Source organism: Flavobacterium sp. H4147, from assembly GCF_029360735.1.
GTDB classification, from domain to species: Bacteria; Bacteroidota; Bacteroidia; order Flavobacteriales; family Flavobacteriaceae; genus Flavobacterium; species Flavobacterium endoglycinae.
The window spans coordinates 251,044-277,252 of record NZ_JARKNB010000002.1 but is presented as its reverse complement, the minus strand read 5'-3'; the positions used below and the strand labels follow the sequence as shown (position 1 = coordinate 277,252).

The following is a 26,209-nucleotide window of genomic DNA, read 5'->3' as shown; positions in this document are numbered from 1 at the left end:
AAATGAAAAAAGGTATATACGTTTTAGTTTTGTTGTTGTTTCAGTTTTTAGCAAATGCACAAAGCTTTATAAAAGTCGAAAACGGCAGATTAATAAAAGATGGAAATCCGTATCATTATGTAGGAACCAATTTTTGGTACGGAATGAATCTGGCCGTTTCTGATAAAGAAAGGTTATTAAGGGAATTGGATCGATTAAATAATCTTAGAGTCAAAAACTTGAGAATTCTGGCAGGTTCAGAAGGAAGTTTGGAAACACCTTGGTCAGTTCAGCCAGCCATGCAGAAAGAACCTGGAACTTATAATGAGGAACTTTGGAAAGGACTTGATTTTTTATTAGCCGAGATGAAGAAAAGAGAAATGACAGCCGTAGTTTGTTTGAATAATTTCTGGCCTTGGTCGGGAGGTTTTGCACAATATGTGTCGTGGGCAAATAAAAACGAAACAATTCCGTATCCGCCTCCTGCAGAAAATGGAGACTGGAGAACCTATCAGCAGTATTCAGCACGTTTTTACAGCAACAAAACGGCGAAGAAATGGTTTGAAAATCATATTGAAAAAGTGATAAATAGAGTAAATTCAATCAATAAAATTCCGTACAAAAAAGACACAACGATTATGGCTTGGCAATTGGCCAATGAACCGGAAGGGAGCAATAATGTGGAAGATTATAGAAAATGGATTGATGAAACGGCTCAATTTATAAAAAAGCTAGATTCGAATCATTTGGTTTCTATAGGTTCAGAAGGGAATACACCTTCTCCCGCAAACGGAACCAATTTTGAAATGGATCATCAAAGTAAATATATTGATTACTGCACTTTTCATCTCTGGGTTCAGAACTGGGGTTGGTATGATCCGCTTAAAGCGAAAGAAACCTATAGTGCTGCATTAGAGAAAGCGGGTAATTATATCGATGAACATGTGAAAATTGCTCAAAAACTGAACAAACCAATTGTACTGGAAGAATTCGGAATATCCAGAGATGAGAATAGTTATGACGCCGGTTCATCAGTTAAAATCAGAGACGAATATTACGCTTTTATTTTTGATAAGATTTATAATTTAAGTCAAAAAGTACCGCAAGTCGCTGGTGTAAATTTTTGGGCTTGGGGAGGCGAGGGCCGACCTAAAACTCCAATGAGTATTTGGGAACTGGGAGATGATTTAATTGGAGATCCGCCGCATGAATATCAGGGATGGTATTCGGTTTACGATACGGATCGAAGTACTCAGAAAGTTATAAAGGAATTTGCTTTTCAATACAATTCATTACAATAGTCTAATAACTTTTCCCATGAAAAATAAACCGGTTTCTATACAGAATATTGCTGACGAACTGAAGATTTCCATATCGACTGTTTCTTTTGTTCTAAATGGGAAAGCGAAGGAAAAGCATATATCGTCATCTCTGACGCAAAAGGTATTAGATTATGCACAATTGGTAAATTACAAACCCAATCGTATGGCACAAAGTCTTCGTACCGGAAAATCAAATATTCTGGTTTTTATGGTGGAGGATATTTCAAATATTATTTATGCTAAAGTTGCAAAATTTTTGGATGATATTGCTTATAAAAAAGGATATAAGGTTATTTTTTGCAGTATTGGAAATGAACAATCAAAGGCCTTAGAGGTAATTGATTTTTATATTTTGTTACAAGTTGATGGATTTATAATTGTATCTTCTTTAAACTTAAGCTATGAAATTGATGACTTAGTTAAGGGCAGCAATTGTATTGTTTTATTAAAAAAAGATTTAGTTAAAAATAATTGTAATGACAATATGTTATTTAATATTGCTAACAATATGATTGGATCAATGTTAGAGCTTCTTAACAAGTGAGGTTAGATGCCTGTAGACATCTTTTTTACGGTAAACTTTCACTCCTTTTTTCTAAGAATTTAAAAAATGAATTTTAAATAGAAAGGTCTGTAGATAGAATGATTTTTTAATGCGGTTCATTTGTTAGACTTGTTAAAGCTTGATTGCTGTATTTCTGTCGTCCTAAAATAATATACGCCATTATTTTACCACAAATTAATATACTCGAACCTATAATTGCAGATATTGATTTTCGCTAAGATGTTCCTGCTTCAGAATTCGATGTGCCGTGATTCTGCCGCAAACCTTGTATCACTACTTTCTAAAAAGATAATTTGGTGTTAGTAATGTTTCGAACTTGAGGTTTAAAGTCATTGTTGTACAATGTTTTAGATTTTCTCTTGAAATAGATGCATCGATTCTGCACCCAGATTCAAATATATCTTTTTTCAATATTTTTATCTGCCTTCAAATATTTAATACATATTTGAAAATGAGCTTCTTAAGTATTTATTTTTTAAGGTTTATTTTTTCTAAATAAATTATACTAAGATTTTACCACAAAATTTGTATGCTTATTATCTTTAATAACGCTTTTTCTTTTTGGAAATTGTAGGCAATCTCAAATAAAACTCGTCCTAATAAATGTTTTATTTAACTAAAAGATATTTTAATTTATCAATACTTAAAAGTTAAATCTTCGCTTAAAATTATTATTTGGAAAATTAAACGTACTGCAATAAATTACTCCTTCAGGAGAAACATTTTTTTTCTGTTTAATTTTAGTTGGAGTATCAGTTTTTTTATCTAATCCACTATCTTCTACAGTTTCATCACTTTCTGATTCTTTTAGAAATTTCTTCACTGTACCTTCTGCCAAAAATCTTAAAAAAGATAATATTTCAGCAGCTTCTTCTAGGGTGACGTTCATCCCTTCGTCGATCAACATTTTATGTGCCTTCTCAGGAGTTATTTTTCATTTGTCATTTTGGTTGCTCATTATTTGTTTGTTTTGTAACTCAAAGATAATCATTTGTTTATGGAATTGAATAATATTTTTTTTTGTTACATAAAGTGACGTTAGTTCACAATTTACAAATCATTTTACGATTTAAAGAAATTAGCTTACTTTCAAGTGAATTTGTAAGATAATTAGCTTAATAATTTATTGAGGAGCGATTTGTATGTATCGAAAGGGTAAAATGTTAAAAATCGTTAATTTCATAAGAATAGAATGAAAACCAAATCAAATTTTTAAAAGTAAATTTAAATTATAATTTTGAAAGTATTAATATCAAAATTTGTCGAAGATAAAATTTGATTCTTATTATTTTGCTTTTTAACTAATCTCATCAATTTGAGGAAAGGTAAAAGTTAAATTGTCAATGATTAAGTACAAAAAAGACAACTTTTTGAGTTGTCTTTTGAGTAGCAAAATGAAAAAGTTACTTTTTGCAATCTTTCGGAGCACAAGTTCCCGAATCGTCATTACAGCAATGCGTTGAACATTTTTCAGTGCAGTTTTTCTTAGCATCTGTTTTTGATAAGTTCGCATAAGCGAACTATCCAAAAAATTTTTATACTTTTGGAATAGCAATACCCCTTCAAGATGATGAATTCTAAAAACTTAGCCAAGTCTGATACAGAGCCAAATGCAATCGAGCCGGTAAAAATTATATTGGCCGATGATGATAAGGATGATCAGGAATTATTCAAGGATGCCCTTGATGCAGGAGGCATTAATTCTGATTTTACTGCCGTGGACAACGGCCAGCAGCTGCTTGACAGATTAAAGGACGATGCAGAACCGAATCCAGATATGGTTTTCATTGATGTAAATATGCCGTTTAAAGGCGGAAAGCAGGCGCTGAAGGAGATAAGGAGTGATGAGAAGCTGAAGGATATCCCAGCGGTTATGCTTTCCACTTCCGGCCATCCGCAGGATATTGAGGATGCATTGCGCCATGGGGCAGACCTTTATATACAGAAGCCAAATTCTTTTACCGGCTTTGTTTTACTGCTGAAAAAAGTATTCTCCCTTCATTGGGCAAAAGCGCTGATGAATCCGCTTAAAGAATTTTTCTTCCTTTCGGAAAACAATATTTCAAAAAGGGATTAAATACCGCCAATTGCAGTCGCTATGAAAGGCAAGCGGGAAACGGTACCGCATATCTCTGCCTTTTTATTTGCCTGCTCAGGAAATTGTCAATTGTGTTTTGGCAGGTACACGTTAAACACCGCGCCGTTTTCACTGCTTTGGCCTGCATCGATCTCCCCGTGATGGTTCTGCACGATTTTCCTGCACATGGCCAGTCCTATTCCTGTGCCCGCAAACTCGCTTTTGCTGTGCAGCTTCTGGAAGATGTTGAAAATTTTCTTCGTGTCTTCAGGCTTCATGCCGATGCCGTTATCAGCGAACTGGATTTTATAGTAGGACAGGCGCTCGTTTAGAAGAACGGAGCGGATTTCTTCAGAGGATGGAATAGTGCAGGTAATATTAATTTGCGGTTTCACATCAGGACGTATAAATTTCAGCGCGTTCCCGATCAGATTAAAAAAGAGCTGTGACATCTGCAGTGGAATGGCCTTAACAACAGGAAGCCCTTTCCATGCCACTTCCGCGCCTGTGCGTTCGATCAGCACATCATAATCTTCCAGCGCTTCTCGCGCAGTATCCTGAAGGTTTACCGGCACAAAAGCCGCCTCATCTTTGGGAAGGGCGGAATAGGCAAGAAGATCCCGGATGAGCCTGCTCATGCGTGCCGCGGCGTCTGTGATTTTTTCCATATAGCCTTGTGATTTTTCATCCAGGTCTTCTCTTATCCTGCTTTGCAGCATTTCCATAAAGGTGCTGATTTTGCGGAGCGGTTCCTGCAGGTCATGGGAGGCGATGTAGGCAAACTGTCCAAGTTCCGTGTTGGAATGGGCCAATTGGATGTTGGTCTGTTCCTGTTCCCCGTTTATTGCCCTTAATTTCTCCATTGCGGCCTGGATCTCCGCGGTACGCTGCTGCAGCTGGTTTTCCAGTTCCATCTGCAGCTCCATCTGGATGGTGACGTCCTGGGCTGTTCCGTTCATGCGCAGCGGGCGGCCAGTTGGATCAAAAACCGTTTTTCCCTGGGCGTGCAGTATTCTTTTCTTTCTGGTAGAAGGATGGATTACAGTATAGGTCTCATCATATACACCGCCTGACTCAGGGTTCAGCGCCCAGGCTACCGCTTCTGCTACTCGTCCGCGGTCTTCTTCCAGTATGATGGCAATAGCCTCATTGTAGTTCCTGGCGTCAGGGTCATAGCCAAACCATTCTATCATGCGCTCGGAATAGGTGAGCCCCATCGATGCCGCATCAATGCTCCAGGTGCCCAGCTGGGCCAGCTCCACTGCGCCCCTCATATTCTGCTCGGCTTCCTGCAGCCTGCTATTTACCACTACTTGTTCAGTCACATCAATTGCAGTGCATATCACGCCATATATTTCACCTTTTGTATCGTATAGTGGCTTGTAGGTATAATCATAATAGCCGTAGTAAGGGGAGCCGTTTTTAATGAACATGATGCGCGCGGCGGACTCGGTATGGATCTCACCGGTGCGCAGCACATTGCTGTAGGCATGGAAGAGATGCGTCTTCTGCATCTCCGGAACCGCTTCCATTATCGGTCTTCCTATAATGGAGTCCCCACGCCCGAATATTTCAAGCATTTTCTCATTGGCTTCCCGAAGCACCATGTCGGGTCCCGTATACACCAGCTTTGCGACAGGGGAATTGTAGAAGACGGTACGGGCAAATTTTTCATTTTCCTCAGCTTTGTGCCTCTGCACCACCTGAATGGTCGTGTCCATTACCCACACGGCGATTTTCGTTACCTTGCCCGTGCTGTCCTTCAGGGGATTGTAGACAAAGGAAATATAGATGGTTTCTTCCCTGCCGTCTCTTATGACTGTGCGTTTGGACTCAATAGCGGAATAAGGCTGTCCGGTGGACGCAACGCCGGCCATTGCCGATTCATAGGAGGCCCGCACCTCAGGGAAGGTATCCCAGTAAAAACTGCCAAGGATGGCATCGCGGGATCTGCCGGCCAGCGCTATAAAGCTGTCATTCACAATTTCAGCCGCAAGGGTCTGGGCATTTAAAACGCAGATTCCAACCGGTGCATTCATCACTAATAGGTAAAGTTCCTGTTGGTTTTCGACATTCATAAAATTATAAATTGTATAAAGGCGGGCAGTTTTTCCTCTTTATAATACCTGAGGCATTATAAGAATTTGTGCGGCAGCGTCTAAATTAGTTAGATAGTGGGTTAAAGATATACATTCATAAGCAGCTTGGCAATAATGTATATAGAAAATAAGCATATAGTACAAAATTCAGCAATTAGAGCGGCATGCTTTTACATAATTTTTAATTTTTATTACAAGATTTAATGACTGCATAAAATTCTTGGCAGATTTCTTTTTAATTTAATAATACCACAGCAGAAACTTATAGTAAGGACAGCATTCAATTAGTTATCTTGCTGGATGATCAGTGTTAAAGTATTGTTTTGTAGTACTTTTTTTAAAAAAAATAGCCCTATATTTGCTTTTACCATCCGATCCACGGATATAATTCGATCGTTTATGAATTTACAAAGGACTATATTAATTTTTTTAGTATAACTCTCTGCAGATTTACAGCGCTTGTCTTGCACTGCACTAAATTTGAAAGTTATGTTAGAAAAGCACAATTCCACTAAAATTATTTACCATGCTGATGACGATGAGGATGACAGAATGCTCTTCACCGATGCCGTCGATGAACTGGCTCTTCCGGTCAGGGTCCAGCAGGCATCCGACGGGCAGCAGCTTCTGGATATCCTTTTGCGAAATACGGAGCGGCTCCCCGATATTGTATTTCTGGATATCAATATGCCCTTCAGAAACGGCTTTGAATGCCTTGAGGAAATCAGGAGGGGAAAAGTGCCATTAAGGGAAGTAAAGGTGGTCATGCTCTCCACCAGCGGCAGCCCGGAGAATATAGCCCGCGCTTTTGAGCTCGGCGCCGACCTATATGCGGTGAAGCCCAGCAGTTATCAGGGGCTTAAAGAGCTGCTCTCTGAGATACTGGGGGTAGGGAAAAAGCAGGACCGCGAAATAAAAAGCGGCCATAAGGTCTATTCCAGCCCGACCTGGCTTTTGTGATTTTTAATGTTCTTGTGGGACGATAATGATGATTTTTCTGTAGTCTGCAGGCGGGCATAGTTATGCAGGATCTGATTGATGCTGTGTTGTGAATTGCCGCCGTAATCTGACCTGAGTGGCCATTACCTTAAGGTGGTTTCCTGTCTGTTTTTTTAAGTTTGAAAATTATTTTAGCCTTAATTTTATATCTACGTTTATTTTTTGAGAGCTTTTTCCGCTATACGCTTCAATCTTCTGCGCCGAACCCCGGCGCAGAAGGATTTCCGCTGCTATCGGGGCTAAAAAGGCCGAAATGATACTTATTGAAAACGATCCACAGTGCCGCAGTCGCTGTATAGTCTGTCTTCCTGCAGCCATTTTTTTTGGTAAGATAATTTTAACATGGCTTTTAAAATCCAGCTGCCCAATAGATTCGTATATCTGGCTGATAAGAATCTAGGAGAACAGTGGCAATGGAAATACTTTTAATTGATGATGATCAGGATGATGTGGAAATATTCATCGATGCACTTTACCAAGTGGGGGAGAACTTTATGATTTGCTCATCCGTAGATTCAATTTCAGCCCTCCACCAGCTTTCATTCTCCAATAAGCTTCCCGATGTTATTTTTTTGGATATAAATATGCCGCGAATGAACGGATATGAATTTATAAAAGAAGTAAAAAACATTGAACGTCTGAAGAATCTCGATATTATTTTGATTTCAAATCCTCCCGAGGAGCTTGTAATTCCTAAAATCAGCCATTATCAAAAGGTGCGTTATCTGGCCAAACCTGCATCCTATGACAGTTTGAAGAATTCTTTAAGCCGGCTTTTGGACCAGTCATAGAACAGTGCGGTTTTGATTTTGCTCAAGAAGTGTACAAACAGCGCTTGTCAGCCGTTTATTTTTTCCTTATGGTATCGCGATAGCCATTTTTCCATTCTCTGGAGCAGCTGGATTTCCTGCGGGTCGCCCGTTGGGTTCGAAAGCCCGGTTATGGTTCTTGAGTAATGGAATTTTTTGTCCTCAAATAGGCAGGTGAACCGAGGCAGTTCATTATGGGAGACCAGCCAACTCCCTGTTTTTTCTTTTTTATCTCAAACTTCTTCATATCTCTTGCACTGTCAATGCTGCATTTCGTCTTTAAATTTATTCCTGTTTAAAAAACTTTAGATCCCAATGGCCTGCCTGCGCCAACATATTTGCAATAAAAGCCAATGTATTTGTTAGTGCTCTTTGTTAATGATAGGGATATTTGCATTTTAATTCTAAATAAATTTTTATGTCAGCCAGTAATGAAAAGATTAAAAAAGTGCCGGACGGATACACATCTGTGACGCCATGGTTAATAACAAGGGATACTGAAAAGATGATATCATTTTTGCAGATGGTCTTTGATTCTTCAGAAATTCCAAACAGCAGAATCAAAAGTGAAGATGGGAAGATAATCCATGTCGTGGTAAAAACAGGGGACCGGCGGGGTTCGTCTGGAGGTTCTGTCCCAAATGATTTAGTTAATTACCATATACTTTTCAGGCAACCGCCGGCCGCCTAAGGACTCCCTTTTTTAGGGAGTTTTTTCGTTTGGTACAAGCATTCTGGATCTGCTAACTAAAATTGGAGTAAAAGTCAAGGTGTAATTTCTGCATCCATAACTTCTATAAAATTCATTATTAGTAGTAAAAAAATCCTAAAATTCCTTCTCTTTTGTGTGGGAATCTATCGTGATTCAGCAAAATTAAGAAAAAACTTCAACTAAATACAATTTCCTAATTTGGCAGAAGTGGCAGAAAACCTGAGAATAGAATTTAAGTGCCTTGTCCCGGGATAACTTTAGGGTAATTTGGTTATAGCCAACGCAGTTATCCACATTCATAAAGAGGTGGTGTGTTAGGTTATCCATAGTCTGTTCAGGTATGTACTGCTGGAATATATGTTCTTCCTTAATCCTTTAAATATTAATTCAAACTCTATTTTTCTGTGTTCTAGAATCTTGCGATAATCTTGTTCCAGCTCAGGCAAATCTTTAAAACTTTCAAGAAAGCTGATAAAGATAAACCGGTATTGAAGGCCTGTAAATATTCCAGCTGAAATTATAAAGACTGCCTTACCGCGTACAATTCTTATTTGGCAGTATATTAATTTAGCGATCTGGAGAAGTATCTAAAAAAATGATCAAAGTAATGATTAGTCATAGAAATTACAAACCATGAAGTCCAACTTAATAGTAAAAATAGATTTTTTTCTTCTGAGATTTACAAGCCGGTTTTACATTTGAGATATTTATCACTGACCGATTATTTAAATTATATAATATAAAGCATGTAATACGTAAAACACCAGACTTAAAAATGTATAATTTTGTGTGTGTTTACAAATTATCTTTGGCATGCATGTTAACATTAATTAATTAGCATTGAAAAGTGCTTTATTATAGCCATACTTGGCTTTGCTGGCTCGTAAACACACTTACTAAATAGCAAACAGATTAAATTTGTTTACTTATATACACAAGTTGAAATGTAATATTTGGTATATTTTGAAAAGTAATTTGCAAATATTAATGAACCTTTTTGATCGTATGGAAAAGGTTTGGCGCAATATATATAGTTATGAATAAAAAAATAATTTTACTGGTGGACGATGACTATGATGATTTGGAATTTTTCAAGTGGGCTATGGTAGGAACAGAAGAAACTTTTTCACTTAAATTTGTTGACAGCGGTGATGCTGCACTTCGTCTGCTTTCCGGCTTGGAGCAACTGCCGGATTTAATACTGCTGGATGCGGGTATGCCGAAAATGAATGGCTGGGAATTATTAAAGCAGATCAAAATTGATCATAGATTTACCAAAGTGCCTATCATTATGATGGCAACTTCCTCTCGAAAGCAGGGGATCGAACAGGCCAAACTACTGGGTGCTAAGGCATACATAATCAAGCCTTCTGACTTTCAAGAGTTGAAATCAATAATGAATCAGCTTTGCATCGGTATACAGACTAATCTTGATAATACAATTGCGAGTCTGCGCTGTAACCTTCCAGAGAATATTTACAATTTTAATTAGTCTTTAATTAAAAATGAATATTTTATAAGACCGAGTGTAAATCTTCCTGCTTAAAAATAGCCACTCACAAAATTTTAATTCCAAATAATGAATATTAAAGATATAGTTAACCGAGATCTGGTAACATTAACCAATTGCGATCAGGAGCCCATACATATTCCCGGGAAGATACAGCCCCACGGTTTTTTGCTTGGACTCACCAATAGCTGGACAATAGACTATTGCACAGATAATATTTCCTTTTTCATTAATTTAAGCCACATCGAGGCTCTGGGTAATAAATTTGAATCTGTTTTTGGGAGCAGGGCGCAGGAACTGCTTTTCAATTATATAAATTCGGATACGGTACAAGACGTATTTCCTCTTGAAATAGAGCTGCTGGATAAAAAATTTCAGGTCAATGTTCACAAAAGTCATGATATATATGTTCTCGAAGCTGAACCTCAGTTTGACAGACAGATTCTGGGGGACGTTTATACCCAGACCATTCAGTTTGTAACCCAGATGAACAGCACTGAATCATTAAAAGATCTGTGTGCTCTGGTTGCAGAAGGCACCCGTGAAATAACAGGCTATGACCGTGTTATGATTTATCGCTTTGACGAGCAGTATAACGGGGAGGTATATGCAGAAAGCTGCAGAAAAGACCTTGAGCCGTTTTTTGGACTGCATTATCCTCATACAGATATTCCGGTTCAGGCCAGGGAATTGTACATAAGGAACCAGATGAGATTAATTGTTGATATTAATTATGAGGCTGTTCCTATTTTTACTGTAGACGACAAATTAGATAAAAACCTTGATTTAAGCCTGTCCGTTTTAAGAAGTACATCTCCCATCCATGTACAGTATCTTAAAAACATGGGGGTTGGTGCCACACTTACGATTTCTCTTCTTCATCATGGCCGTCTATGGGGACTGATTGCCTGCCATCATTATTCAAAAAAAAATATTTCACCTGCAGTAAGGCTGGCGGCTAAACTGCAGGGGCAGTTTATTACTTCCCAGATAGATATAAGGGAGTCCAATGACGAAAATCTTGATGCAAGGAAAACCATTGAGGCTTTGGAGCATATAACAGCGATTGATCTGCCTCTGGCAGAGAACTCACTTGAGACTGTTATTAAGCTTCCCGAATTGCTTGCTCTCTGCAATGCTGCAGGTGTTTCGATCCTATTCAGAAATAAAATCTACAAAAATGGACTAACGCCAGAAGATCACCATATTGTTGCTTTTGCGGCGCTGGTTGAACAAAGGAAGTCCGATGATTTTTATGTAACAAGAAATGTAGGTGACCAGTTTCCTGAACTGGAAAACTCTCCTGATTTTGCAGGAGCGGTGTACCATTCTCTGGGAGGGTCAGATCATATAATATGGTACCGACCGGAAACTATCTCTGAAATCAACTGGGCGGGTGATCCCCAAAAAAGCATAGTTAAGGACCAAAACGGTCTGCATCCTCGAAATTCATTTAACAGCTGGAAACAGATTGTCAAAGGCCACAGTAGTATCTGGAAAAAGTACGAACTGAATTCAGCGGCAAAATTTGCGCACTCCCTTCATAAGAATTTGATCATGATATTGTTAAGTGAAGAGGAAGAAAAATACAGGCGTCAAAGCGAGGTTTTGCGAGAGACCAATTCTGAACTGGAAAATATAAACTGGATCAGCACGCATGATCTGCAGGAGCCTCTGAGAAAAATACAGATGATTACCTCAAAGCTGCTTGCTGACAAACGATTATCATCTTCAGACCCTGAGATTGATTCGCTTGAACGCGTTTCAAAATCTGCAACAAGAATGCGAGAGCTGCTTCAGGATATTTTGAAATACACCCGTATTAAAAATACAAGGGAGGCTGCCGAAAAAATAGATCTTAATTTAATTTTTGAATCTGCAGCAGAGGAATGCAGCGAGCTGATAGAGCAAAAAAATGCCGTTATCCACTGCGAGCAGCTTCCGGAAGTCAGTGCTATAGGTTTTTTAATGAAGCAGTTATTTTTAAATATCATCCAAAATTCATTAAAGTATGCGTCGCTGGACCGCTCGCCAGTCATAACAATTACAGCTTCTCAGGAGCCTGTGATAATAAAAGATCGTTTCAATGTATATTGCCACTGGGTTAAATTTTCAGATAATGGAATAGGTTTTGACCAAATGTACTCAGAATCCATATTTAAAGTGTTCACAAGACTTCATAATCAGCAGGAATACAGCGGTTCGGGAATCGGTCTGGCATTATGTAAAAAAATAATGCAGTCACTGGGAGGTAGCATTTCGGCCGAAGGAGCAGTGGGTGAAGGCGCGTCCATTACCATTTATTTCCCATGTGATCCTGATGATACTCTAATTTAACACTTGATGGATAAACAGGGATGTGTTGATCAAAATTAATATAGAGATAAGTTGTAAAATTCTCTCGTTGAATGATTAAATGATCTTTGAAATTAGTCTCTGGCTTTCTGGGGAAATTTTTGCAAAAATCAATTTTTAAAAGAATAAGCATTTCCAAGAGATTGCAGAATTGTCCGGAAATCAGACATGTATTGGGATAGATCAGTTTTCAGAGGAATACAAGATAAAGAATAGAATTTTTGTTCCCATGATTGTTTGTATTAACATTTCTTATCGATTGCCGCTATGATAATTACAGTAGCGGACTCATATCTTAAAATTATGAACTTTTAAGATGTTTCGGAGTATTAATGTTTCGAACTTAGATTTTAAGAAGTTCTAATTAGGTGTTTTAGTTAATTTCTAATATTTAAGTGTGATGATTTTGCAGCCAATTCATATTACCATTAATACAAAATAATATTTTACCAACATATGATATACAGTTTCGAACCGAAGCTTGTACGGATTTTATTTTACTGGATTGCTGCATTATAAAATGCGATGTGCCACAAATCTGCCATTAAAATTGAGCAGTTTTCAAGATGATAAAATTAAATTTCTAATTAATAAGTTTGTTGAAAAACTGGAATGCAAACAGGGATTAACGTGTTGATTTTTAGATTAAATAATCTATATATATATATAGAGAGAGATCCGGAAACTTTTGAGATCTAATGAGTGGACAAATCTTTAATTTAGTTCTTTTTTTACTCCTTATTTTGCAGATTTATCTGTACCTTTTTTTTGTACCATTGCTTTGTACTGTACCGTTATATAGAGGTTTGTTACTTTGTTTAACTGCGCAGAATAACTGCGTACTTCTTGCATAGCTTTGAATTGTTAAAAGATAAATATTTTATGATCGATTTTGTAAATTATAAAAACACAGTATTATGAACAGATCAATTACATTTATGGAAAAGCTATCCGCTGGATATTCACTTGCTGACCTTGGATACCGTGATAAGGGAAGACAGCAGGACTATCAAATAAAAAAGCGTGAGATTGGAAAAGCAATGGACGGATCAATTAACAGAAGCTTAAATGCACATAGGCTTTTTTCAGAAGGAAAAATTGATTATGATGATTATTTTCTGAAAAAAGAAAACTGTAAAGCTTATTTGAAAAAATATGCTTCGGAATTGCGTGAGCTGGTCTTAAATGCAGGGGCAGGGATTTATGCAAAGAATACAGGTGATAGTATATTCCATCGCTTAGCAGAGGTTTATGAGCCGTCAGATGTATTAATGAAACAAAGAATTGCGAGGCTGTTTTTTCCTGAAAAAGTAATTGCTGACGCAAATATTTTCAATATGCTTCCAGAATTTATAAAGAAAATATTCGGGTTAGAATTAGTTAAAAATCGCTCGATGAAAGAGCAGGATTTTAATAATGATGAGATGATAAATAATTTTCTAAATGAGATTGCATTGTTAGCCTTTGAGCAGCAGTTGAAAACAAATTAAGAGAATGTATATAATGAGGAGAACAAAATATTTGATTTAATTGGAAGCCATAAAATTTGGCGGCAGAAATGGTGTCAAGTATGGATTTGATTCTTTTTAACGTAAATTCTTACTAGCAAATTACATAATTCCCATTTTTAGCATGGAAATTGTAAAACTATTTTACTTTTAATTGTTTCGTAATAATGGTAGAACTATCTTTAAACATTATTAACCGGATAACGGATGTAATTCCATTTTTTAAAAATTTACAAAGGATTATAGAAATATAAGCGGCTGCGGATTCTTAGATTATAGTTTTATGTTTGCCTGACAAACTACATATAATGCCCGAGCCTGAAAATTCCAAAAAGGTTGTATGTATTGCTGACCATGATGAGGACGACCGAATGCTGCTCCATGAGGCATTACTTAGTCTAAATCAGCCATGTGAGATTCTAGAGATCAGCACAAGAGACCAGCTTACAGACCAGTTATCTAAATTGTCTGATATTTTTCCTGATTTTATTTTTCTTAATACAGGTATGACTGGCATAGAGATGGTTCATTGCATTGAAACGATCAGGAAGGAAACCGGATCAGGCATGAAAGCAAAGATCATTATTTATTCCACTGACAGCGATAGGTCCAGCATCGAAAAAGCATTTGAACTGGGAGCAGATTTTTATGCTGTCAAGCCGAGTAATTATAAAGATCTTAAAAAGCTTGCAGGAACTGTAATAGAAATGGAATGGGAGACTTCTGAGGAAGAAAGCAGGATATTTCACATTGGATTTTAATATTTAGGAATGCTGTCTTATTTCTATCGCACACACGCTTTTTTCAGCCTGCTAATGTTATATTATGCTTGGCTTTATAGACGATTTTGAATACCGGCAGAAAAATTTGCAGGGAGATAGATGCACGGAAGAAAATTATGCGGCAACATTCTTTCATAAAATTTTGACTGGCAGATTTTGCGTAAATCTGTCTTGGCTTTTGTGGCGGAAATGCTTAAAATCCATTATTTTTTTATGATGAATGGATTCGACTTTTCTTGGATTAATGTAAAAATTGAATAGCACACAGTATGATACTTGGAGTGCCTAATTAATTTTCCGCCATTTTTTAGTGACCCAAAGGAGTCTTTATATCTTGACGTGAAAGTTTTCAAAAGCTGGCTGGAGATTATCGGGCTGCGACACTAAAGATAATGCTTTTTTTATAAGAATAGAAAGATGGCTGTATACAACTGGTTTTGTGATAAAATAATTTGCCCCAAGGGAATACATTTTTTCGATATCCGCAGTATTGCTGCTGGTGCTGAAAACAATAATGATATGCTTTTTTAAGGCATCAGAATTTCTGATTTTTATAAGACATTCCTCTCCAGACATAATAGGCATATTAAGATCTAGGAAGACCAGCTCTGATTTAGGAGTTTGGGGATTTTCAAGAAGACTGATCAATTTGGCTCCATCATGCATAATGGAGAGTTTCATATCAGGAAATTGGTCCCTGACTGCTTCGGCAAAAAAGTCGCAGTCATCGATATCGTCGTCTGCCAGCAAAATGTGATTAAATAACCTTTTGGTCATATTTTTTTGCATTAATTCAACATAACTCAAATGTACGGCTTTTCAAGCCAATTGCAAAATACGGATTTACTGGAGCAGTGCATATTTCTAACTGCATAAAACCGTATTTCGCGGAAATGCAAGAGCTATAGGAAAATAGGATTTAATTTTTTACACAATTCCCATGTTTGACATGGGAATTATATAAGTTTTGTTAAATTATAAATTTTTGAAAGAAGTCTTCTATAAAAAAGGCTAGTAATAAAAATACTTACTCCAGATATCGTTAATGACATCAGGCTTTGGACCATAAATTCGGGTAACAAACATGAATTTTTCATTTTTGGAGTGGGAAGCCAATTGCTTTCTTTATCCTTTCCCAGTTAGGTACTCTGCAGGTAGATAATCAAATCCCCGTTGGCTTCATATTTCAGCCCTTTGGTTTTATTAATGATAGAGTATCGGTCAATTGTATTTGGAACCATAAAACGTTCTGGGGGCTTATACATTGTAATGCTCCAGAAATATTTTGCTTCAGAAGGTTCTTTTTGGATATAGATCCTATTTTATGTTAAGGGGAGCTCATCTTTTTTGGCATTGCATCTTACCGTGGTATACAATACGGGGGCGGTCATCTTAGTAGTTTTTTATCAGTGTTTCTCCTGAAGACTTCTATATCATAGTTTATTATGCATGATTGTAAATGCTATCTAGCGGTATAATCAATACTAAAGAATTGCAGATATATTTATATCATCTTTAAGATAATAATATATTTTATTTCGGATCTTCCTTCTCTTTTGGGATGATTTTTTACATTTTTTTGATTTAATGCTGCGCTGCAGTTCAAAAACTTCTATATCATTTGCAAGAATGGATATGCCCAGAGAGTTTGTAGCTCAGTGCCCCAGACATCAACTACGCCGGCAGTTCATACAGGCAGTATGCCGTATCTAGTTCTTTCCCGGAGCAGATCGTATTTTTGGTTCTTTGGGCAGTATTTTCTGGTGGCTTTCTTTGACCGTGCGGCTTTCAGAGGCCATAGATGTGAAATGCCCATGTTCATCCACGTAGATAATCATGCTCTGAAAGCCTTTGCCTTTGAGGTTGTTTGTTTTTCTTTCCAGCTTCCTGAGTGCTTTCTGCTTTTTGAGAACAGCTTTTTTCTTGTTATTTTCTTTTTTAAAAAATGAGTCGGCCATATTTGACTTCAGTATTAAATTAAACAATTGGATTACTATTTTTTTTTTCTTTGATCGATGCCCAGTGTTTCAAAGTAACAGTAGCTTTAAGAGCAGGATATCCTAATACGGTATCACCTGCGCAGACATCGGAGATCACTCCCGATCCTCCGCCGACGGTAGCTCCGTCTCCAATTGTGACATGGTCCTTAATGCTGCTTCCCCCTCCGATGACCACTCCTCTGCCAAGTTTCACAGAACCTGCAAGTCCGCTGTTTCCTGCGATGATGCAGTGTTCGCCTACAATGCAGTTATGCCCGATCTGTACCAGATTATCGATTTTACAGCTGTTTCCAATAACAGTTGAAGCGAATTTTGCGCGGTCTATGCAGACTGCTGCACCAATTTCTACATCATCACCGATAACAACATTTCCGATATGGGGGACCTTTACGAGTCCTTCAACAGGACACTTCACAAAACCAAACCCGTCGGCACCGATAACAGCATTGGAATGTATGATTGTCCTTAGGCCGATGCGACAGTTTTCACGTATGACAGTCCCAGGCCATATAACAGTTCCAGAACCAATAAAACAGCCGTCAAGCACGGTAACGTTAGGATAAATAGTGACATTATGTTCCAGTATGCATCCTGCGCCTACGTATACGCCGGCTCCTATTTTTGTTTGACTGCCTATTTCAGCGGACTTATGAATTACTGCAGAGTGATGGATGTTGTTTTCAAACCTAACAGCCACAGGTCTGAAAAGTTCAAGCACTCGGCACATAGCCAGCTCAACACTGTCTACTTTGATCAGTGCCCTGCCGGGGCCGGGGTCTAGGACGCTGTTCTTATCCACAACAGCAACAAGAGCTTTGGATTTCGGCCAAAGCCTTTCAAATTTTTTGTTTCCGAGAAAAGTAATCTGATATGGCTGGGCGGTTTCAGGGCTCCCCGCAGAGGATACCATTGCCGACGTTTTGCCGTCAGTTATGCCATGAAGATGTGTGCAGATCTCATGTACTGAAAATTTTTTCATGTAAATATGATTATTATGTATGGCAGTATGTTAAATTTATAATTTAGGTGGCAACCGCCATACAATTGATGATTATAAAAAAGCAGCAGCAGGTGTACCTGATGCCTTTCGCAGGTAGGTTTTCAGCTCTGATTTTAAAAAAAAAGATAATTCCTGTTATAAAAAAAAGGTAAAGTTTAATTCTATGCCTGCTAGAAGCATTATGATTTATTGGTTTCAGATTAGTGTCTTAAGCAAAGAAATTTATTATAGTAATAACGAGCCATTATGCATCAGCTCTATGTAGATTTGGCCGCTGGTCTGATCAGAGCATTGCCAGAGACTGCAGCTATCTTCTTCTGTCCTTAGAGTAATTTGATGCGCCTCTGCTGGAGCTGTAGTCCAAAACATCAGGCTTAGGTCGGGCTTCGTTTACCACTACAGTCTGGCTGTCCAGTTTGGAGTTGTTCAGCCCTTTTATTGCTTTTTCAGCATCAGATTGGTCAGGCATTTCAACAAAACCGAAGCATTTTGAGCGGCCTGTAAACGGATCCATAATTATTTTTACAGAGGTTACTGTTCCATAAGATGCGAAAGCGTCGCGCACCTGATCCTCCGAGGTTGCAAACCCCAGTTTTGCTACAAAGATATTCATAATGTAAAATGTTTTAAAAATTAAGGCGGCTGTATGCCTAAACTGAAGAGTAAGGGAGGACAAATTTTACAAGATGGACAGATCTGCTTATCAGAGTGAGCATTGGCAGAATACCAATTACAGCAAAGATAGCATTATATATTTTATCGCAGGCATGTTATTAAAAAAAAGTTTGGTAAAAAAAACTGAAAATCAATAATTTAATTCTGTGATCCTAAGTTTTACGATGTATTTACTTTAATCTTTACAACTGTATTACGTTATTATCCGCTTTATGAATAAACCATTTTTTTGCCTCCGTCATTATTTTTCCATACTTATAGTGGTTGCTTTAAAAGATTATGTCTTTTTTTAGAACTGATTTTATTGCTTCCAAAAGTTCATGCTGCTTAAAAGGTTTAGGCACATAACCGTTCATGCCGGCATCCAGGCATCGGTGCAGTTCTCCTGCCAGGGAATGTGCAGTCATGGCGATAATAGGGATAGGGTTATTCATTTCTTTTCTTATATATTTAGTCGTCTTGTAGCCATCCTGAATAGGCATCTGCAGATCCATAAGCATCAGGTCATATTCTCCGTGCGCTAGCATTTCTATGCCCTGGCTTCCGTTTTCGGCTATATCTATTTTAAATCCGAATCCTTCAATTACGTTCTGTGCCAGTTTCTGGTTGAGGTAGTTGTCCTCACAAAGCAGTATGCTGAGCCTGCCAAGATCATTGAAGAGTTTCGCTTCAGGCGGGCTGGTTTCCAAGACTGCTTTTTTATAAGATAATGTGAAGTAAAAATACGTTTGATGCCAGTTTAATCGTTAAATACAAAATTCCAATAATAACGGCACGAATCATTATCTGGTGTTACTTATAGTCGAAGACCGAAAAATATTGATAATTGAAAATTATTACATAAAAAATGGTTAGTACAGCCAGAAAATTATTCAGTGAAAGGAGAAAATCCCTATTGTCAGTAAAGATCATAACCAATTGCATAAAAGCACTGATTGTTAAGATTCCATACAACAAAAACAAATTGAGTACTAAGTTCTCTGTAAAATTTTGTCTGCTTTTTTTAAAAAGTAAATAACTGGCTAAAGCCATAGTGGGAACGTGCAGAAAAACGATAATTTTTGAATAATCCTTTAATACCTTAAATAATCCAGAAGCCGTTGTTTGATCATACAAATCTGAAAATTCAATTATGGTCCATTTCTTTAAAAAATAACCGATGGTCAGTAAAAGAATTATCGTTGCAAAACAATTGTAATGCTTTGATCTTTTTCCTTGTATATAATCTCTAATACTGTGTCCTGGTCTGGTAAACAGCTCTTTGATGGTGTAAAAAAAGCCTGTATCGAAGTGGAATATGCGTGAATAAAATCGTGCTTGATAACGTGAGATTAAGAAAATCTATGTGTTGATGCTGACTTGCTGCAATTGCTGCAAAATTTACCTGCAAGCTGTTCATTGCAATTTAAACAGTTATTCGTTATTGTTAGTTAATATTTTTCAATAATGTTAATTCTTGATCTTTTTTCAGTCTGAATGCCTTACATCTGTATTAAGTGACACATTTTGCTGTTTAAAAAGCCAAATTTAGGAATAATATTTTAGTTCGGCATCTGGGAAATTGAAAGTTTTTTACCAGTATACGAGAAAAACTTGAAGAATTTAAAAGAGTGTGTTTCCCTTTTAATCCTGATTATTTTTAAAAGATTTATGATACTTGGCTTAATAATATCTTTATATTAATTGCTTTATCCCGAAGATGAATGCTGCCGGAAAGGTCCATCGGTGAGAGTTGCTTTTTTTTGGAAAATCCCTTGTCTGATTTCTCGAATCGCGTTGCCGGCTGTAAAAAATACTTCTTCCTTATTTTTATAAGTGATGGGGTTCTTCTTTGGTTTGAGATTAACAGGATTGAAAAGTTTTACGGCCCGCGCTTCAGGCAGCATAGATGCTGTGATCTGATAAGTTAGGACACTGGTAAGGCTTGATAGTAGTGAAAGGGGGATCAAATATCAAACTGCAGGTATGTACAATCAATTTTCCAGACATGTCTGGCGGCCTGTTAATTATACTAGTTAAATCATCTTCATGGATAAACAGTATCCCTATTTCCATGCTGGCAGCTTCTCCAATGTGACAAAGCTGTAGATGAAATCTCATTTTATGAGCAGCATCTCTGAGGAGATCGTTTCGTGTTGTGAATTTTAACCGGCTACCCAGATTCTGCCGACCTGAAGGCTAGTTCTAAAGTCACACTGCTTATACTTATAATTCCAATTTTCATACCCTATGGTTTTATAAAGTTAAAAAGATGACTTTGGACAATTTAATGCTTAATAATAGATAATAAATTTATTATATTTATATGCTTTTCAAACAGGTAATTAAACTTGATGTTTCTTAATTTTCTTAAAATAAGAATTCCGTTATAAGAAGCTCCCTAGAGAAATAATTGCTGCCTTAAAAAAAAAAGTATATGCCTGAAACATCATTAAAGCTCACTGATAAGATACTTGGAGAGCTTTCCAAAAATTATAATAAACCTTATAGTTTAGAAGAACTCGTAAAAGCCTTATTCCCTTTGTGTGATTATAAAAGCAGAGACTTAACTGAGGTTAGAGCGGCGGAGGCTGCAGTGCTGGACGCTTTGCTTATTCTGGATGATTTTGATCTAATATTTTTAGATCCGCTTACCGATGAAAGCTCAATAAAATTTAAGATGTAATTTAAGAAAAGAAAAAAACTGTTTTCTATCAATAACTTTGAAACAGGGGACGATAAACGAAATGAGTACGGCAGTACATTGCCGCTTTTATATCGCAGGAAAATCTTGCCGAAACTATTGCCATTAAGTAAATCCAACTTCCAAGCGTATTTACTCTCCAAGCCCGCCGGCGGGCAAGCCGGCGGGCTTTTTAGTATATTTAACCACAAAAAAAGCCGATGCATTATCGGCTTTGTTTATAGTTTCTTTTTTTCTTTTTTCAAACGTTCCCTAATTTGATACAGATTCCGGCTGAGCAGGTTCAGTATCTTCTTATGATGCTTTGAGGGCTTGTTTTTCAGCCCCCTGCACTGCAGTACTTCCATACGGCTCAGGGAGATTTCAATGGTTTCCAAGGATTCCCCTGCCATTTTAGCCGAGAGTATCAGCGAATCCCTTCTTCCGTAATACTCGTTGGTGAATACGCAATGCCTCAAATCATCGCCTTCCTGCATAAAATCCCTTACGTTTTCAATTACGGAAATGCTCAAATCTTTCTCGTGGAACGAGAGGCCGAAAAAGCGCTTCTTGTCGCTTGCGTATCGTTTCTGCGCCTTTTCGATTTCAAGGCGCAGGTCGTGCAATTTCTTTTTTCTGAGCAGTTCCCTTTTCTTTTTTACGAAATGGTCGTGAGCATCTTGCAGATTATCAGGGCAGACATAAAGGGCGCAGGAAAGGTCTTTTTTGAAATAACGGAGCAGTTCCAAGTAATCCTCCCATAGCTGCACGTCTGCAATCTTGTAGCCGTTTCGGATGACCGTTTTGACCGCCTGCCAATTGCGTTTTATCTGCTGTCGTGATGCGCCGAGGTAATACTGCAAAAGGTTCAGCTGTCGGGATTTCAGCAGGGTTTCGGCTATGGGGTCGCTTAAAAGCGATGAAAACAATAGGTGGGGCGCAATATCATAAACCGAAGACTTGAAGCCGTTGCGTCTCAAAATCGGAAGCGTTTTCATCTGCGGATAGACCCTGTAGGGATTGATATAGTATTTGGCATTGCGGATGAAGTCCTTAGGCTTTATTTCGAGCGGGGAATAGAATTTCCATGCATCAAGGGTAGAGGAAAATACATTCGTACTGAGCGCAAAGGTGCGCACTTCGCCTTTGGGATTAATCCAGTGCTGCATGACCTCTTTGTGGAAATAGGTCGGCGTGAAATTCTTTTTCATGTGCTTGTGGGAAATGACCATGCGCACCACCTGAAACCCCGCACAGCGCTCGACTACTGCAAAGTATTCGGTTTCCTTGAAATGCACCTGATTATAAGGCATCATTTTGAGCTTTCCTTGGCAGGCAGGACAGGTGGTGAACTTGGCGCAGGTGCTGTGGCAGGAGGGCTTCCAGACATGGGCGCATTCGAGGCAGTAGAACTTGGAGCGTGAGAGCACGCCCCATTTGAGAAAGATATTCTGCTCCGCCCAAAGAAAAACCTCTTCCCTTATGGGTGCAAGCGAGGCGAAGGGATAAATATTCCAGGCGCAATCGGCAGGGATGTCGCGAAGGCTTCTGCAGACCGTTCAATACAGACTTTAGGATTGACCGGTGTTACAGATTCATGGGGAGCTCAGGCAGCAGGAATGGGTATAGAGGCGGCAAAAAGTCTTTTAAGCAAGAAAGTAAAACTGATCAAAGTAATAGTTAAAGCAGGATATCAGGTACTTTTGTATGATGAAAAACAAAAGAATCTAAAACCTTAAAGTGAAAAAAATGAAAAGAATTAATCATTTATTTAAAATGAGTTTATTGCTGTTTTCTGTTTTAGCCTATCCCCAGTTGAGTGTAAAAGAGACGATAGCGAACGAAGACCAATACAAAAGCGTTCAGATCGGATACTCCAAAACAACAAGTATTGTTTTTTCCTATCCAATCAAGAGCATTGATAAAGGAAGTGATGAGGTACTGGTACAGAAAGCCAAAGGTGTAGAGAATATATTACTGATTAAAGCAGCTAAACAGCATTTCATTCAGACCAACCTGACTGTTGTCACTTCTGACGCGAGATTATACGTATTTGTACTGAATTATGATGATGACTGTCCGGATTTGAATGTTAAAGCCGTGAATTCTATTGCTGCCAGTAAAGATGTTTTATTTTCACTTGAGAACGAAAACCAGAAAAAAATAGAACAATGTGCCTCCCTGGCATTATCTAAAAAGAATAAAATCGGCGGTTACAACAAATCTAAGTATCAGATAAGACTAGAGCTAAACGGTATTTTTATTTATCAGGATGTTTTGTATTTGAGGATAGTATTTAAAAATAAGTCAAAGATTAACTATGACATTGATCAGTTCCGATTTTTTATCAGGGATCAAAAAAAATCAAAACGTACTGCATCGCAGGAAATAGAAATTGAGCCGCTTTATCAAACTACGTCATCCACTTTGATTCCCTATAAGTCTGAAGTAATAAAAGTTTATGCACTCGAAAAGTTTACTATTCCTGAAAATAAATATCTCACACTTCAGCTAGTTGAAGAAAGTGGTGGAAGACATCTTGAACTTGATATCAGCAGTAACCTGACCGATAAAGTATTTCCAATCGAGGCAGTTAACATGGATAAATTTTAAACTACATATATCATGACAATAAATGTAGCAGATGCTGAAACGCTGTTATCATACGCGGAAGAGATGGTTTCTTACGGTTATCAATTTGCAGCCTATCCTTTGAAATTAATTACTGACAGCGATACTATCCAGTTTTTTAGAACATCGATGGCTGCAGAGGATTATTGCCTTGTGGGTCCTAATGATGTTGATTATTTTAAGAATATTCCAATAACATCTCTCATCAAAGATTTAAACATAATTCTAGAGAGAGGTCTGGATACTTCTGGAATAGAGACCGTTGATGTAAATGATTTTATGCATCTGTATAAACAGAGAAATGAATTGAATAAAAACTACTTAAATGCAAATACAATGAACGAGAAAAATTTAGAATATCTAAAGGACCAGTTAAAATACACTGGAATGGGTGAGACGTTTGAAACAGAACTTAAAGAGAACATGCAGAAAGGTGATAAGGATTTTAAAATCATCCATAGCGGGATTATGAATAATGGGGTGCCAAACAATGATACTTTGACAGTTGAATTGAATTTCAAAAAATCGGATCAGAGTGACATTTACTTTTTTAATTCTTATCATGTGAATCTGCAGAAAGAGAACAAGCCTGGACTGGAGCAAACATTTTATATAAATAATGATGGCACGAGTATAACTCTTAAGGAAGCTTACAATTTGATGGAAGGCCGTTCTGTGAACAAAGATCTTAAAACCAAGGAAGGGGAATCATACAACGCATGGTTAAAAATGGATTTTAAAGAATCAGAGAGCAATGGCAACTTTAAAATAAATCATTTTCATCAAAATTATGGCTATGACTTGGAGGCCAGTCTCGAAAAACATTCTATTAAAGAGCTTCAGACTCCAAACTACAAAGAAAATCTGATGAGCTCACTTAAGAAAGGAAATCTGCAGTCTGTAACTTTTGTTGTCAATGGTGTGGAAACTAAAATGTTTGTGGAGGCCAATCCTCAGTTTAAAACATTAAATGTCTATGACGGCAGTCTGCAGAGAATCAATCATAGAGAAAGCAAACAGCAAAAACAGTCGGAATCTAAAGATAAAAATGTCAGCAAGGATAATGATGATGAACCAGCACAGAAAGAGCAGAACTCAACAGCCCGCAAAAGAAAAGTTGGTAAATCTGTGTAGCATAAATAATCAAAAGTAAAAAACGATGGATAATCAGTCCCTTACCAATAGACTTGCAATTGAAATAAATGATTGGAATAGTAAAGAGGAAAACCTAAAAAAACTTTTCCGTTCCAGTCCTTCAATTGAAACTTCTCTTTTAAAGGAGAAGTTAAAATGGTATGAAAGCATGCTGGTTAGATATCGTAAGACAAATAGTGTTTATGAAAACCTCATTCTTCAAGTTGTAAAAAGCGAGCACAATAATCTTGCGAACAAGTTATACCCAGAAAAACTAAGAAGGTTTATTTATAAAAACATTGTTCTAAGGATGACTGTGAGATTAAAATCTGATATTTATAGCAAAACTGAAGCGAAATCCAACAATGAGCTTAAGGATAAATTGGAAAAAATAGGTTTTAAAGATGCTTTCAAAAAAGTCGAGCGATATATGAATCTGGGAGAAACGAAATTTATTGTGCCTGTTTCTTACTATCTAAATGAAAAAGAAAGACTAGATCATTCTCTTAATTTTAAAAAAGATGAGTCCGGCCAATATCAATTTGAAGGATTTAAAACCAGTCTTTATACGCAATCCAAAAATGAAGAAAATAGTCAGCACTTTTTTACAGAGGATGGTGTTAATGCAAGACAGTCTTATGAATTACTTTCAGGTCGGGCGGTTTTGATCGATGGAATCTGGAAGCAATTGGATTTAAATGATAAAGATGCATCTGGCAGTTATAGAGTAAAAGAATTTCCTCAAGAGTACGGCTATGATTTAAAGAAGGCTTTGGAAGAATTGCCTATAAATTCTTTGGATCAATTACAAGTTGCGGAAATCTTGAGATCTTTAAAAAATGGAGGCAGAGAGCTGGTTAAATTAGAAAGAAATGGCAGTTCTCAAAATTTTTATGTAGAAGCTAATCCACAAAATAAAGGGCTTTTGATCCACAATGAAGATTTAAAAAAAGTATTGCTTTCGGATCTTTTAAATCAAAATTCCAAAACTTCAAATAAGCAAGCAAAGTATGTAGCGATACAGTCTTCTCAAAGACAGCATAGAACAGCTAAAAGTAAAAGTTTATAAATTATTCAAAATGGAAAATTTAAAACCGCTATCGGACTTTTTTACAGCAATTGAAAATGATTTTCGAATAAGCTCGACACATATTGCTATTTACATGTCTCTGCTTCAGTATAGGACGCAGAATCAGTTTGTAAACCCAATACAGGTCTATAGACATGATATTACTCCGATAGCAAAGATTTCCTCACCGCATACTTATCACAGATGCATCCAGGAATTGAGTGATTATGGATATCTTAAATACGAGCCTTCGTTTAAGAAAACACAAGGAAGCAAGATTTACTTTTACGATTGAACACAGGTAAATAACCATGAAAGCCC

26 protein-coding genes are annotated in these 26,209 nt (G+C 37.4%); 15 read left to right on the top strand and 11 right to left on the bottom strand.

Annotated elements, in window-relative coordinates; genetic code table 11:
• Nucleotides 1-2: 2 nt before the first annotated feature.
• Entirely contained in the window at nucleotides 3-1,280 is a 1,278-nt protein-coding gene (locus tag P2W75_RS09100) for a hypothetical protein (protein ID WP_276380107.1), read from the top strand.
• 16 nt (nucleotides 1,281-1,296) lie between these two features.
• On the top strand, nucleotides 1,297-1,845 hold the full coding sequence (locus tag P2W75_RS09095) for a LacI family DNA-binding transcriptional regulator (RefSeq protein WP_276380106.1): 549 nt from the start codon (nucleotides 1,297-1,299) through the stop codon (nucleotides 1,843-1,845).
• 664 nt (nucleotides 1,846-2,509) lie between these two features.
• On the opposite strand, the gene P2W75_RS09090 is transcribed toward P2W75_RS09095, so the two are convergent.
• A complete protein-coding gene (locus P2W75_RS09090; RefSeq protein WP_276380105.1) occupies nucleotides 2,510-2,773 on the bottom strand; it encodes a hypothetical protein in 264 nt (87 codons plus the stop codon).
• Nucleotides 2,774-3,433: 660 nt separating this feature from the next.
• Here P2W75_RS09090 and P2W75_RS09085 point away from each other — a divergent pair.
• Nucleotides 3,434-3,943 (top strand): response regulator, encoded by a 510-nt coding sequence (locus tag P2W75_RS09085; protein ID WP_276380104.1) that lies wholly within the window; start codon nucleotides 3,434-3,436, stop codon nucleotides 3,941-3,943.
• A gap of 86 nt (nucleotides 3,944-4,029) precedes the next feature.
• On the opposite strand, the gene P2W75_RS09080 is transcribed toward P2W75_RS09085, so the two are convergent.
• Nucleotides 4,030-6,021, bottom strand: coding sequence for a PAS domain-containing protein (locus P2W75_RS09080; protein ID WP_276380103.1), 1,992 nt, complete (start codon nucleotides 6,019-6,021; stop codon nucleotides 4,030-4,032).
• A 510-nt stretch (nucleotides 6,022-6,531) separates the two neighbouring features.
• On the opposite strand from P2W75_RS09080, the gene P2W75_RS09075 reads away from it, so the two are divergent.
• The 7 genes from P2W75_RS09075 to P2W75_RS09045 all read left to right on the top strand — a co-directional run bounded on the left by P2W75_RS09075 (nucleotide 6,532) and on the right by P2W75_RS09045 (nucleotide 14,696).
• The gene (locus tag P2W75_RS09075) at nucleotides 6,532-7,002 is read left to right on the top strand and encodes a response regulator (protein ID WP_207295639.1); all 471 of its coding nucleotides are present in this window, start codon (nucleotides 6,532-6,534) and stop codon (nucleotides 7,000-7,002) included.
• Nucleotides 7,003-7,454: 452 nt separating this feature from the next.
• A complete protein-coding gene (locus P2W75_RS09070) occupies nucleotides 7,455-7,832 on the top strand; it encodes a response regulator (protein ID WP_276381001.1) in 378 nt (125 codons plus the stop codon).
• A gap of 436 nt (nucleotides 7,833-8,268) precedes the next feature.
• On the top strand, nucleotides 8,269-8,541 hold the full coding sequence (locus P2W75_RS09065; protein WP_207295642.1) for a hypothetical protein: 273 nt from the start codon (nucleotides 8,269-8,271) through the stop codon (nucleotides 8,539-8,541).
• Between the two features lie 1,057 nt (nucleotides 8,542-9,598).
• The gene (locus P2W75_RS09060) at nucleotides 9,599-10,054 is read left to right on the top strand and encodes a response regulator (protein ID WP_276380102.1); all 456 of its coding nucleotides are present in this window, start codon (nucleotides 9,599-9,601) and stop codon (nucleotides 10,052-10,054) included.
• Nucleotides 10,055-10,141: 87 nt separating this feature from the next.
• Complete coding sequence (locus tag P2W75_RS09055) at nucleotides 10,142-12,409, top strand: ATP-binding protein (RefSeq protein ID WP_276380100.1); 2,268 nt, start codon at nucleotides 10,142-10,144, stop codon at nucleotides 12,407-12,409.
• Nucleotides 12,410-13,344: 935 nt separating this feature from the next.
• Nucleotides 13,345-13,917, top strand: a complete 573-nt coding sequence (locus P2W75_RS09050) for a hypothetical protein (protein ID WP_276380099.1) — start codon at nucleotides 13,345-13,347, stop codon at nucleotides 13,915-13,917.
• Nucleotides 13,918-14,243: 326 nt separating this feature from the next.
• Complete coding sequence (locus P2W75_RS09045) at nucleotides 14,244-14,696, top strand: response regulator (RefSeq protein ID WP_276380098.1); 453 nt, start codon at nucleotides 14,244-14,246, stop codon at nucleotides 14,694-14,696.
• A gap of 348 nt (nucleotides 14,697-15,044) precedes the next feature.
• Here the strand turns inward: P2W75_RS09045 and P2W75_RS09040 are convergent, their stop codons facing one another.
• The 8 genes from P2W75_RS09040 to P2W75_RS09010 all read right to left on the bottom strand — a co-directional run bounded on the left by P2W75_RS09040 (nucleotide 15,045) and on the right by P2W75_RS09010 (nucleotide 20,278).
• Nucleotides 15,045-15,506, bottom strand: a complete 462-nt coding sequence (locus P2W75_RS09040) for a response regulator (RefSeq protein ID WP_276380097.1) — start codon at nucleotides 15,504-15,506, stop codon at nucleotides 15,045-15,047.
• 350 nt (nucleotides 15,507-15,856) lie between these two features.
• Entirely contained in the window at nucleotides 15,857-16,027 is a 171-nt protein-coding gene (locus tag P2W75_RS22595) for a DUF1214 domain-containing protein (protein ID WP_373921636.1), read from the bottom strand.
• A 399-nt stretch (nucleotides 16,028-16,426) separates the two neighbouring features.
• The gene (locus P2W75_RS09035; RefSeq protein WP_207295648.1) at nucleotides 16,427-16,675 is read right to left on the bottom strand and encodes a hypothetical protein; all 249 of its coding nucleotides are present in this window, start codon (nucleotides 16,673-16,675) and stop codon (nucleotides 16,427-16,429) included.
• Nucleotides 16,676-16,694: 19 nt separating this feature from the next.
• Nucleotides 16,695-17,696, bottom strand: a complete 1,002-nt coding sequence (lpxD, locus tag P2W75_RS09030; protein ID WP_276380096.1) for a UDP-3-O-(3-hydroxymyristoyl)glucosamine N-acyltransferase — start codon at nucleotides 17,694-17,696, stop codon at nucleotides 16,695-16,697.
• A 328-nt stretch (nucleotides 17,697-18,024) separates the two neighbouring features.
• Complete coding sequence (locus P2W75_RS09025) at nucleotides 18,025-18,393, bottom strand: RNA-binding protein (RefSeq protein ID WP_276380095.1); 369 nt, start codon at nucleotides 18,391-18,393, stop codon at nucleotides 18,025-18,027.
• Between the two features lie 268 nt (nucleotides 18,394-18,661).
• A complete protein-coding gene (locus P2W75_RS09020) occupies nucleotides 18,662-19,081 on the bottom strand; it encodes a response regulator (protein WP_207295651.1) in 420 nt (139 codons plus the stop codon).
• A 103-nt stretch (nucleotides 19,082-19,184) separates the two neighbouring features.
• Nucleotides 19,185-19,625 carry a hypothetical protein gene (locus P2W75_RS09015; protein ID WP_276381000.1) on the bottom strand — a complete coding sequence of 147 codons (441 nt, stop codon included), beginning with the start codon at nucleotides 19,623-19,625 and terminating at the stop codon, nucleotides 19,185-19,187.
• Between the two features lie 455 nt (nucleotides 19,626-20,080).
• On the bottom strand, nucleotides 20,081-20,278 hold the full coding sequence (locus P2W75_RS09010) for a hypothetical protein (protein WP_276380094.1): 198 nt from the start codon (nucleotides 20,276-20,278) through the stop codon (nucleotides 20,081-20,083).
• A gap of 530 nt (nucleotides 20,279-20,808) precedes the next feature.
• On the opposite strand from P2W75_RS09010, the gene P2W75_RS09005 reads away from it, so the two are divergent.
• Nucleotides 20,809-21,057, top strand: a complete 249-nt coding sequence (locus P2W75_RS09005; protein WP_276380093.1) for a hypothetical protein — start codon at nucleotides 20,809-20,811, stop codon at nucleotides 21,055-21,057.
• Between the two features lie 236 nt (nucleotides 21,058-21,293).
• Here P2W75_RS09005 and P2W75_RS09000 read toward each other — a convergent pair whose 3' ends face one another.
• Nucleotides 21,294-22,370: a PcfJ domain-containing protein gene (locus P2W75_RS09000; RefSeq protein WP_276380092.1), complete on the bottom strand. Its 1,077-nt coding sequence runs from the start codon at nucleotides 22,368-22,370 to the stop codon at nucleotides 21,294-21,296.
• Nucleotides 22,371-22,502: 132 nt separating this feature from the next.
• Here P2W75_RS09000 and traM point away from each other — a divergent pair, with 132 nt between their 5' ends.
• The 4 genes from traM to P2W75_RS08980 are packed head-to-tail and all read left to right on the top strand — an operon-like array spanning nucleotide 22,503 to nucleotide 25,888.
• Nucleotides 22,503-22,793, top strand: a complete 291-nt coding sequence (gene traM / locus P2W75_RS08995; RefSeq protein ID WP_373921635.1) for a conjugative transposon protein TraM — start codon at nucleotides 22,503-22,505, stop codon at nucleotides 22,791-22,793.
• 10 nt (nucleotides 22,794-22,803) lie between these two features.
• Nucleotides 22,804-23,667 carry a conjugative transposon protein TraN gene (gene traN / locus P2W75_RS08990; protein WP_276380091.1) on the top strand — a complete coding sequence of 288 codons (864 nt, stop codon included), beginning with the start codon at nucleotides 22,804-22,806 and terminating at the stop codon, nucleotides 23,665-23,667.
• 12 nt (nucleotides 23,668-23,679) lie between these two features.
• On the top strand, nucleotides 23,680-24,819 hold the full coding sequence (locus P2W75_RS08985; protein WP_276380090.1) for a hypothetical protein: 1,140 nt from the start codon (nucleotides 23,680-23,682) through the stop codon (nucleotides 24,817-24,819).
• Nucleotides 24,820-24,844: 25 nt separating this feature from the next.
• The gene (locus P2W75_RS08980; RefSeq protein ID WP_276380089.1) at nucleotides 24,845-25,888 is read left to right on the top strand and encodes a hypothetical protein; all 1,044 of its coding nucleotides are present in this window, start codon (nucleotides 24,845-24,847) and stop codon (nucleotides 25,886-25,888) included.
• The last annotated feature ends 321 nt before the right edge of the window (nucleotides 25,889-26,209 follow it).

Coding starts and splice junctions, on each gene's coding strand:
- P2W75_RS08985 (WP_276380090.1), top strand. CDS start 23,680: ATGACAATAAATGTAGCAGATGCTGAAACGCTGTTATCATACGCGGAA.
- P2W75_RS09100 (WP_276380107.1), top strand. CDS start 3: ATGAAAAAAGGTATATACGTTTTAGTTTTGTTGTTGTTTCAGTTTTTA.
- P2W75_RS09070 (WP_276381001.1), top strand. CDS start 7,455: ATGGAAATACTTTTAATTGATGATGATCAGGATGATGTGGAAATATTC.
- P2W75_RS09090 (WP_276380105.1), bottom strand. CDS start 2,773: ATGTTGATCGACGAAGGGATGAACGTCACCCTAGAAGAAGCTGCTGAA.
- P2W75_RS09035 (WP_207295648.1), bottom strand. CDS start 16,675: ATGGCCGACTCATTTTTTAAAAAAGAAAATAACAAGAAAAAAGCTGTT.
- P2W75_RS09060 (WP_276380102.1), top strand. CDS start 9,599: ATGAATAAAAAAATAATTTTACTGGTGGACGATGACTATGATGATTTG.
- P2W75_RS09040 (WP_276380097.1), bottom strand. CDS start 15,506: ATGCAAAAAAATATGACCAAAAGGTTATTTAATCACATTTTGCTGGCA.
- P2W75_RS09095 (WP_276380106.1), top strand. CDS start 1,297: ATGAAAAATAAACCGGTTTCTATACAGAATATTGCTGACGAACTGAAG.
- P2W75_RS09065 (WP_207295642.1), top strand. CDS start 8,269: ATGTCAGCCAGTAATGAAAAGATTAAAAAAGTGCCGGACGGATACACA.
- P2W75_RS09045 (WP_276380098.1), top strand. CDS start 14,244: ATGCCCGAGCCTGAAAATTCCAAAAAGGTTGTATGTATTGCTGACCAT.
- P2W75_RS09005 (WP_276380093.1), top strand. CDS start 20,809: ATGCCTGAAACATCATTAAAGCTCACTGATAAGATACTTGGAGAGCTT.
- P2W75_RS09075 (WP_207295639.1), top strand. CDS start 6,532: ATGTTAGAAAAGCACAATTCCACTAAAATTATTTACCATGCTGATGAC.
- P2W75_RS09000 (WP_276380092.1), bottom strand. CDS start 22,370: ATGATGCCTTATAATCAGGTGCATTTCAAGGAAACCGAATACTTTGCA.
- P2W75_RS08980 (WP_276380089.1), top strand. CDS start 24,845: ATGGATAATCAGTCCCTTACCAATAGACTTGCAATTGAAATAAATGAT.
- P2W75_RS09080 (WP_276380103.1), bottom strand. CDS start 6,021: ATGAATGTCGAAAACCAACAGGAACTTTACCTATTAGTGATGAATGCA.
- traN (WP_276380091.1), top strand. CDS start 22,804: ATGAAAAGAATTAATCATTTATTTAAAATGAGTTTATTGCTGTTTTCT.
- P2W75_RS09085 (WP_276380104.1), top strand. CDS start 3,434: ATGATGAATTCTAAAAACTTAGCCAAGTCTGATACAGAGCCAAATGCA.
- P2W75_RS09010 (WP_276380094.1), bottom strand. CDS start 20,278: ATGCTGCCTGAAGCGCGGGCCGTAAAACTTTTCAATCCTGTTAATCTC.
- P2W75_RS09055 (WP_276380100.1), top strand. CDS start 10,142: ATGAATATTAAAGATATAGTTAACCGAGATCTGGTAACATTAACCAAT.
- P2W75_RS09050 (WP_276380099.1), top strand. CDS start 13,345: ATGAACAGATCAATTACATTTATGGAAAAGCTATCCGCTGGATATTCA.
- lpxD (WP_276380096.1), bottom strand. CDS start 17,696: ATGAAAAAATTTTCAGTACATGAGATCTGCACACATCTTCATGGCATA.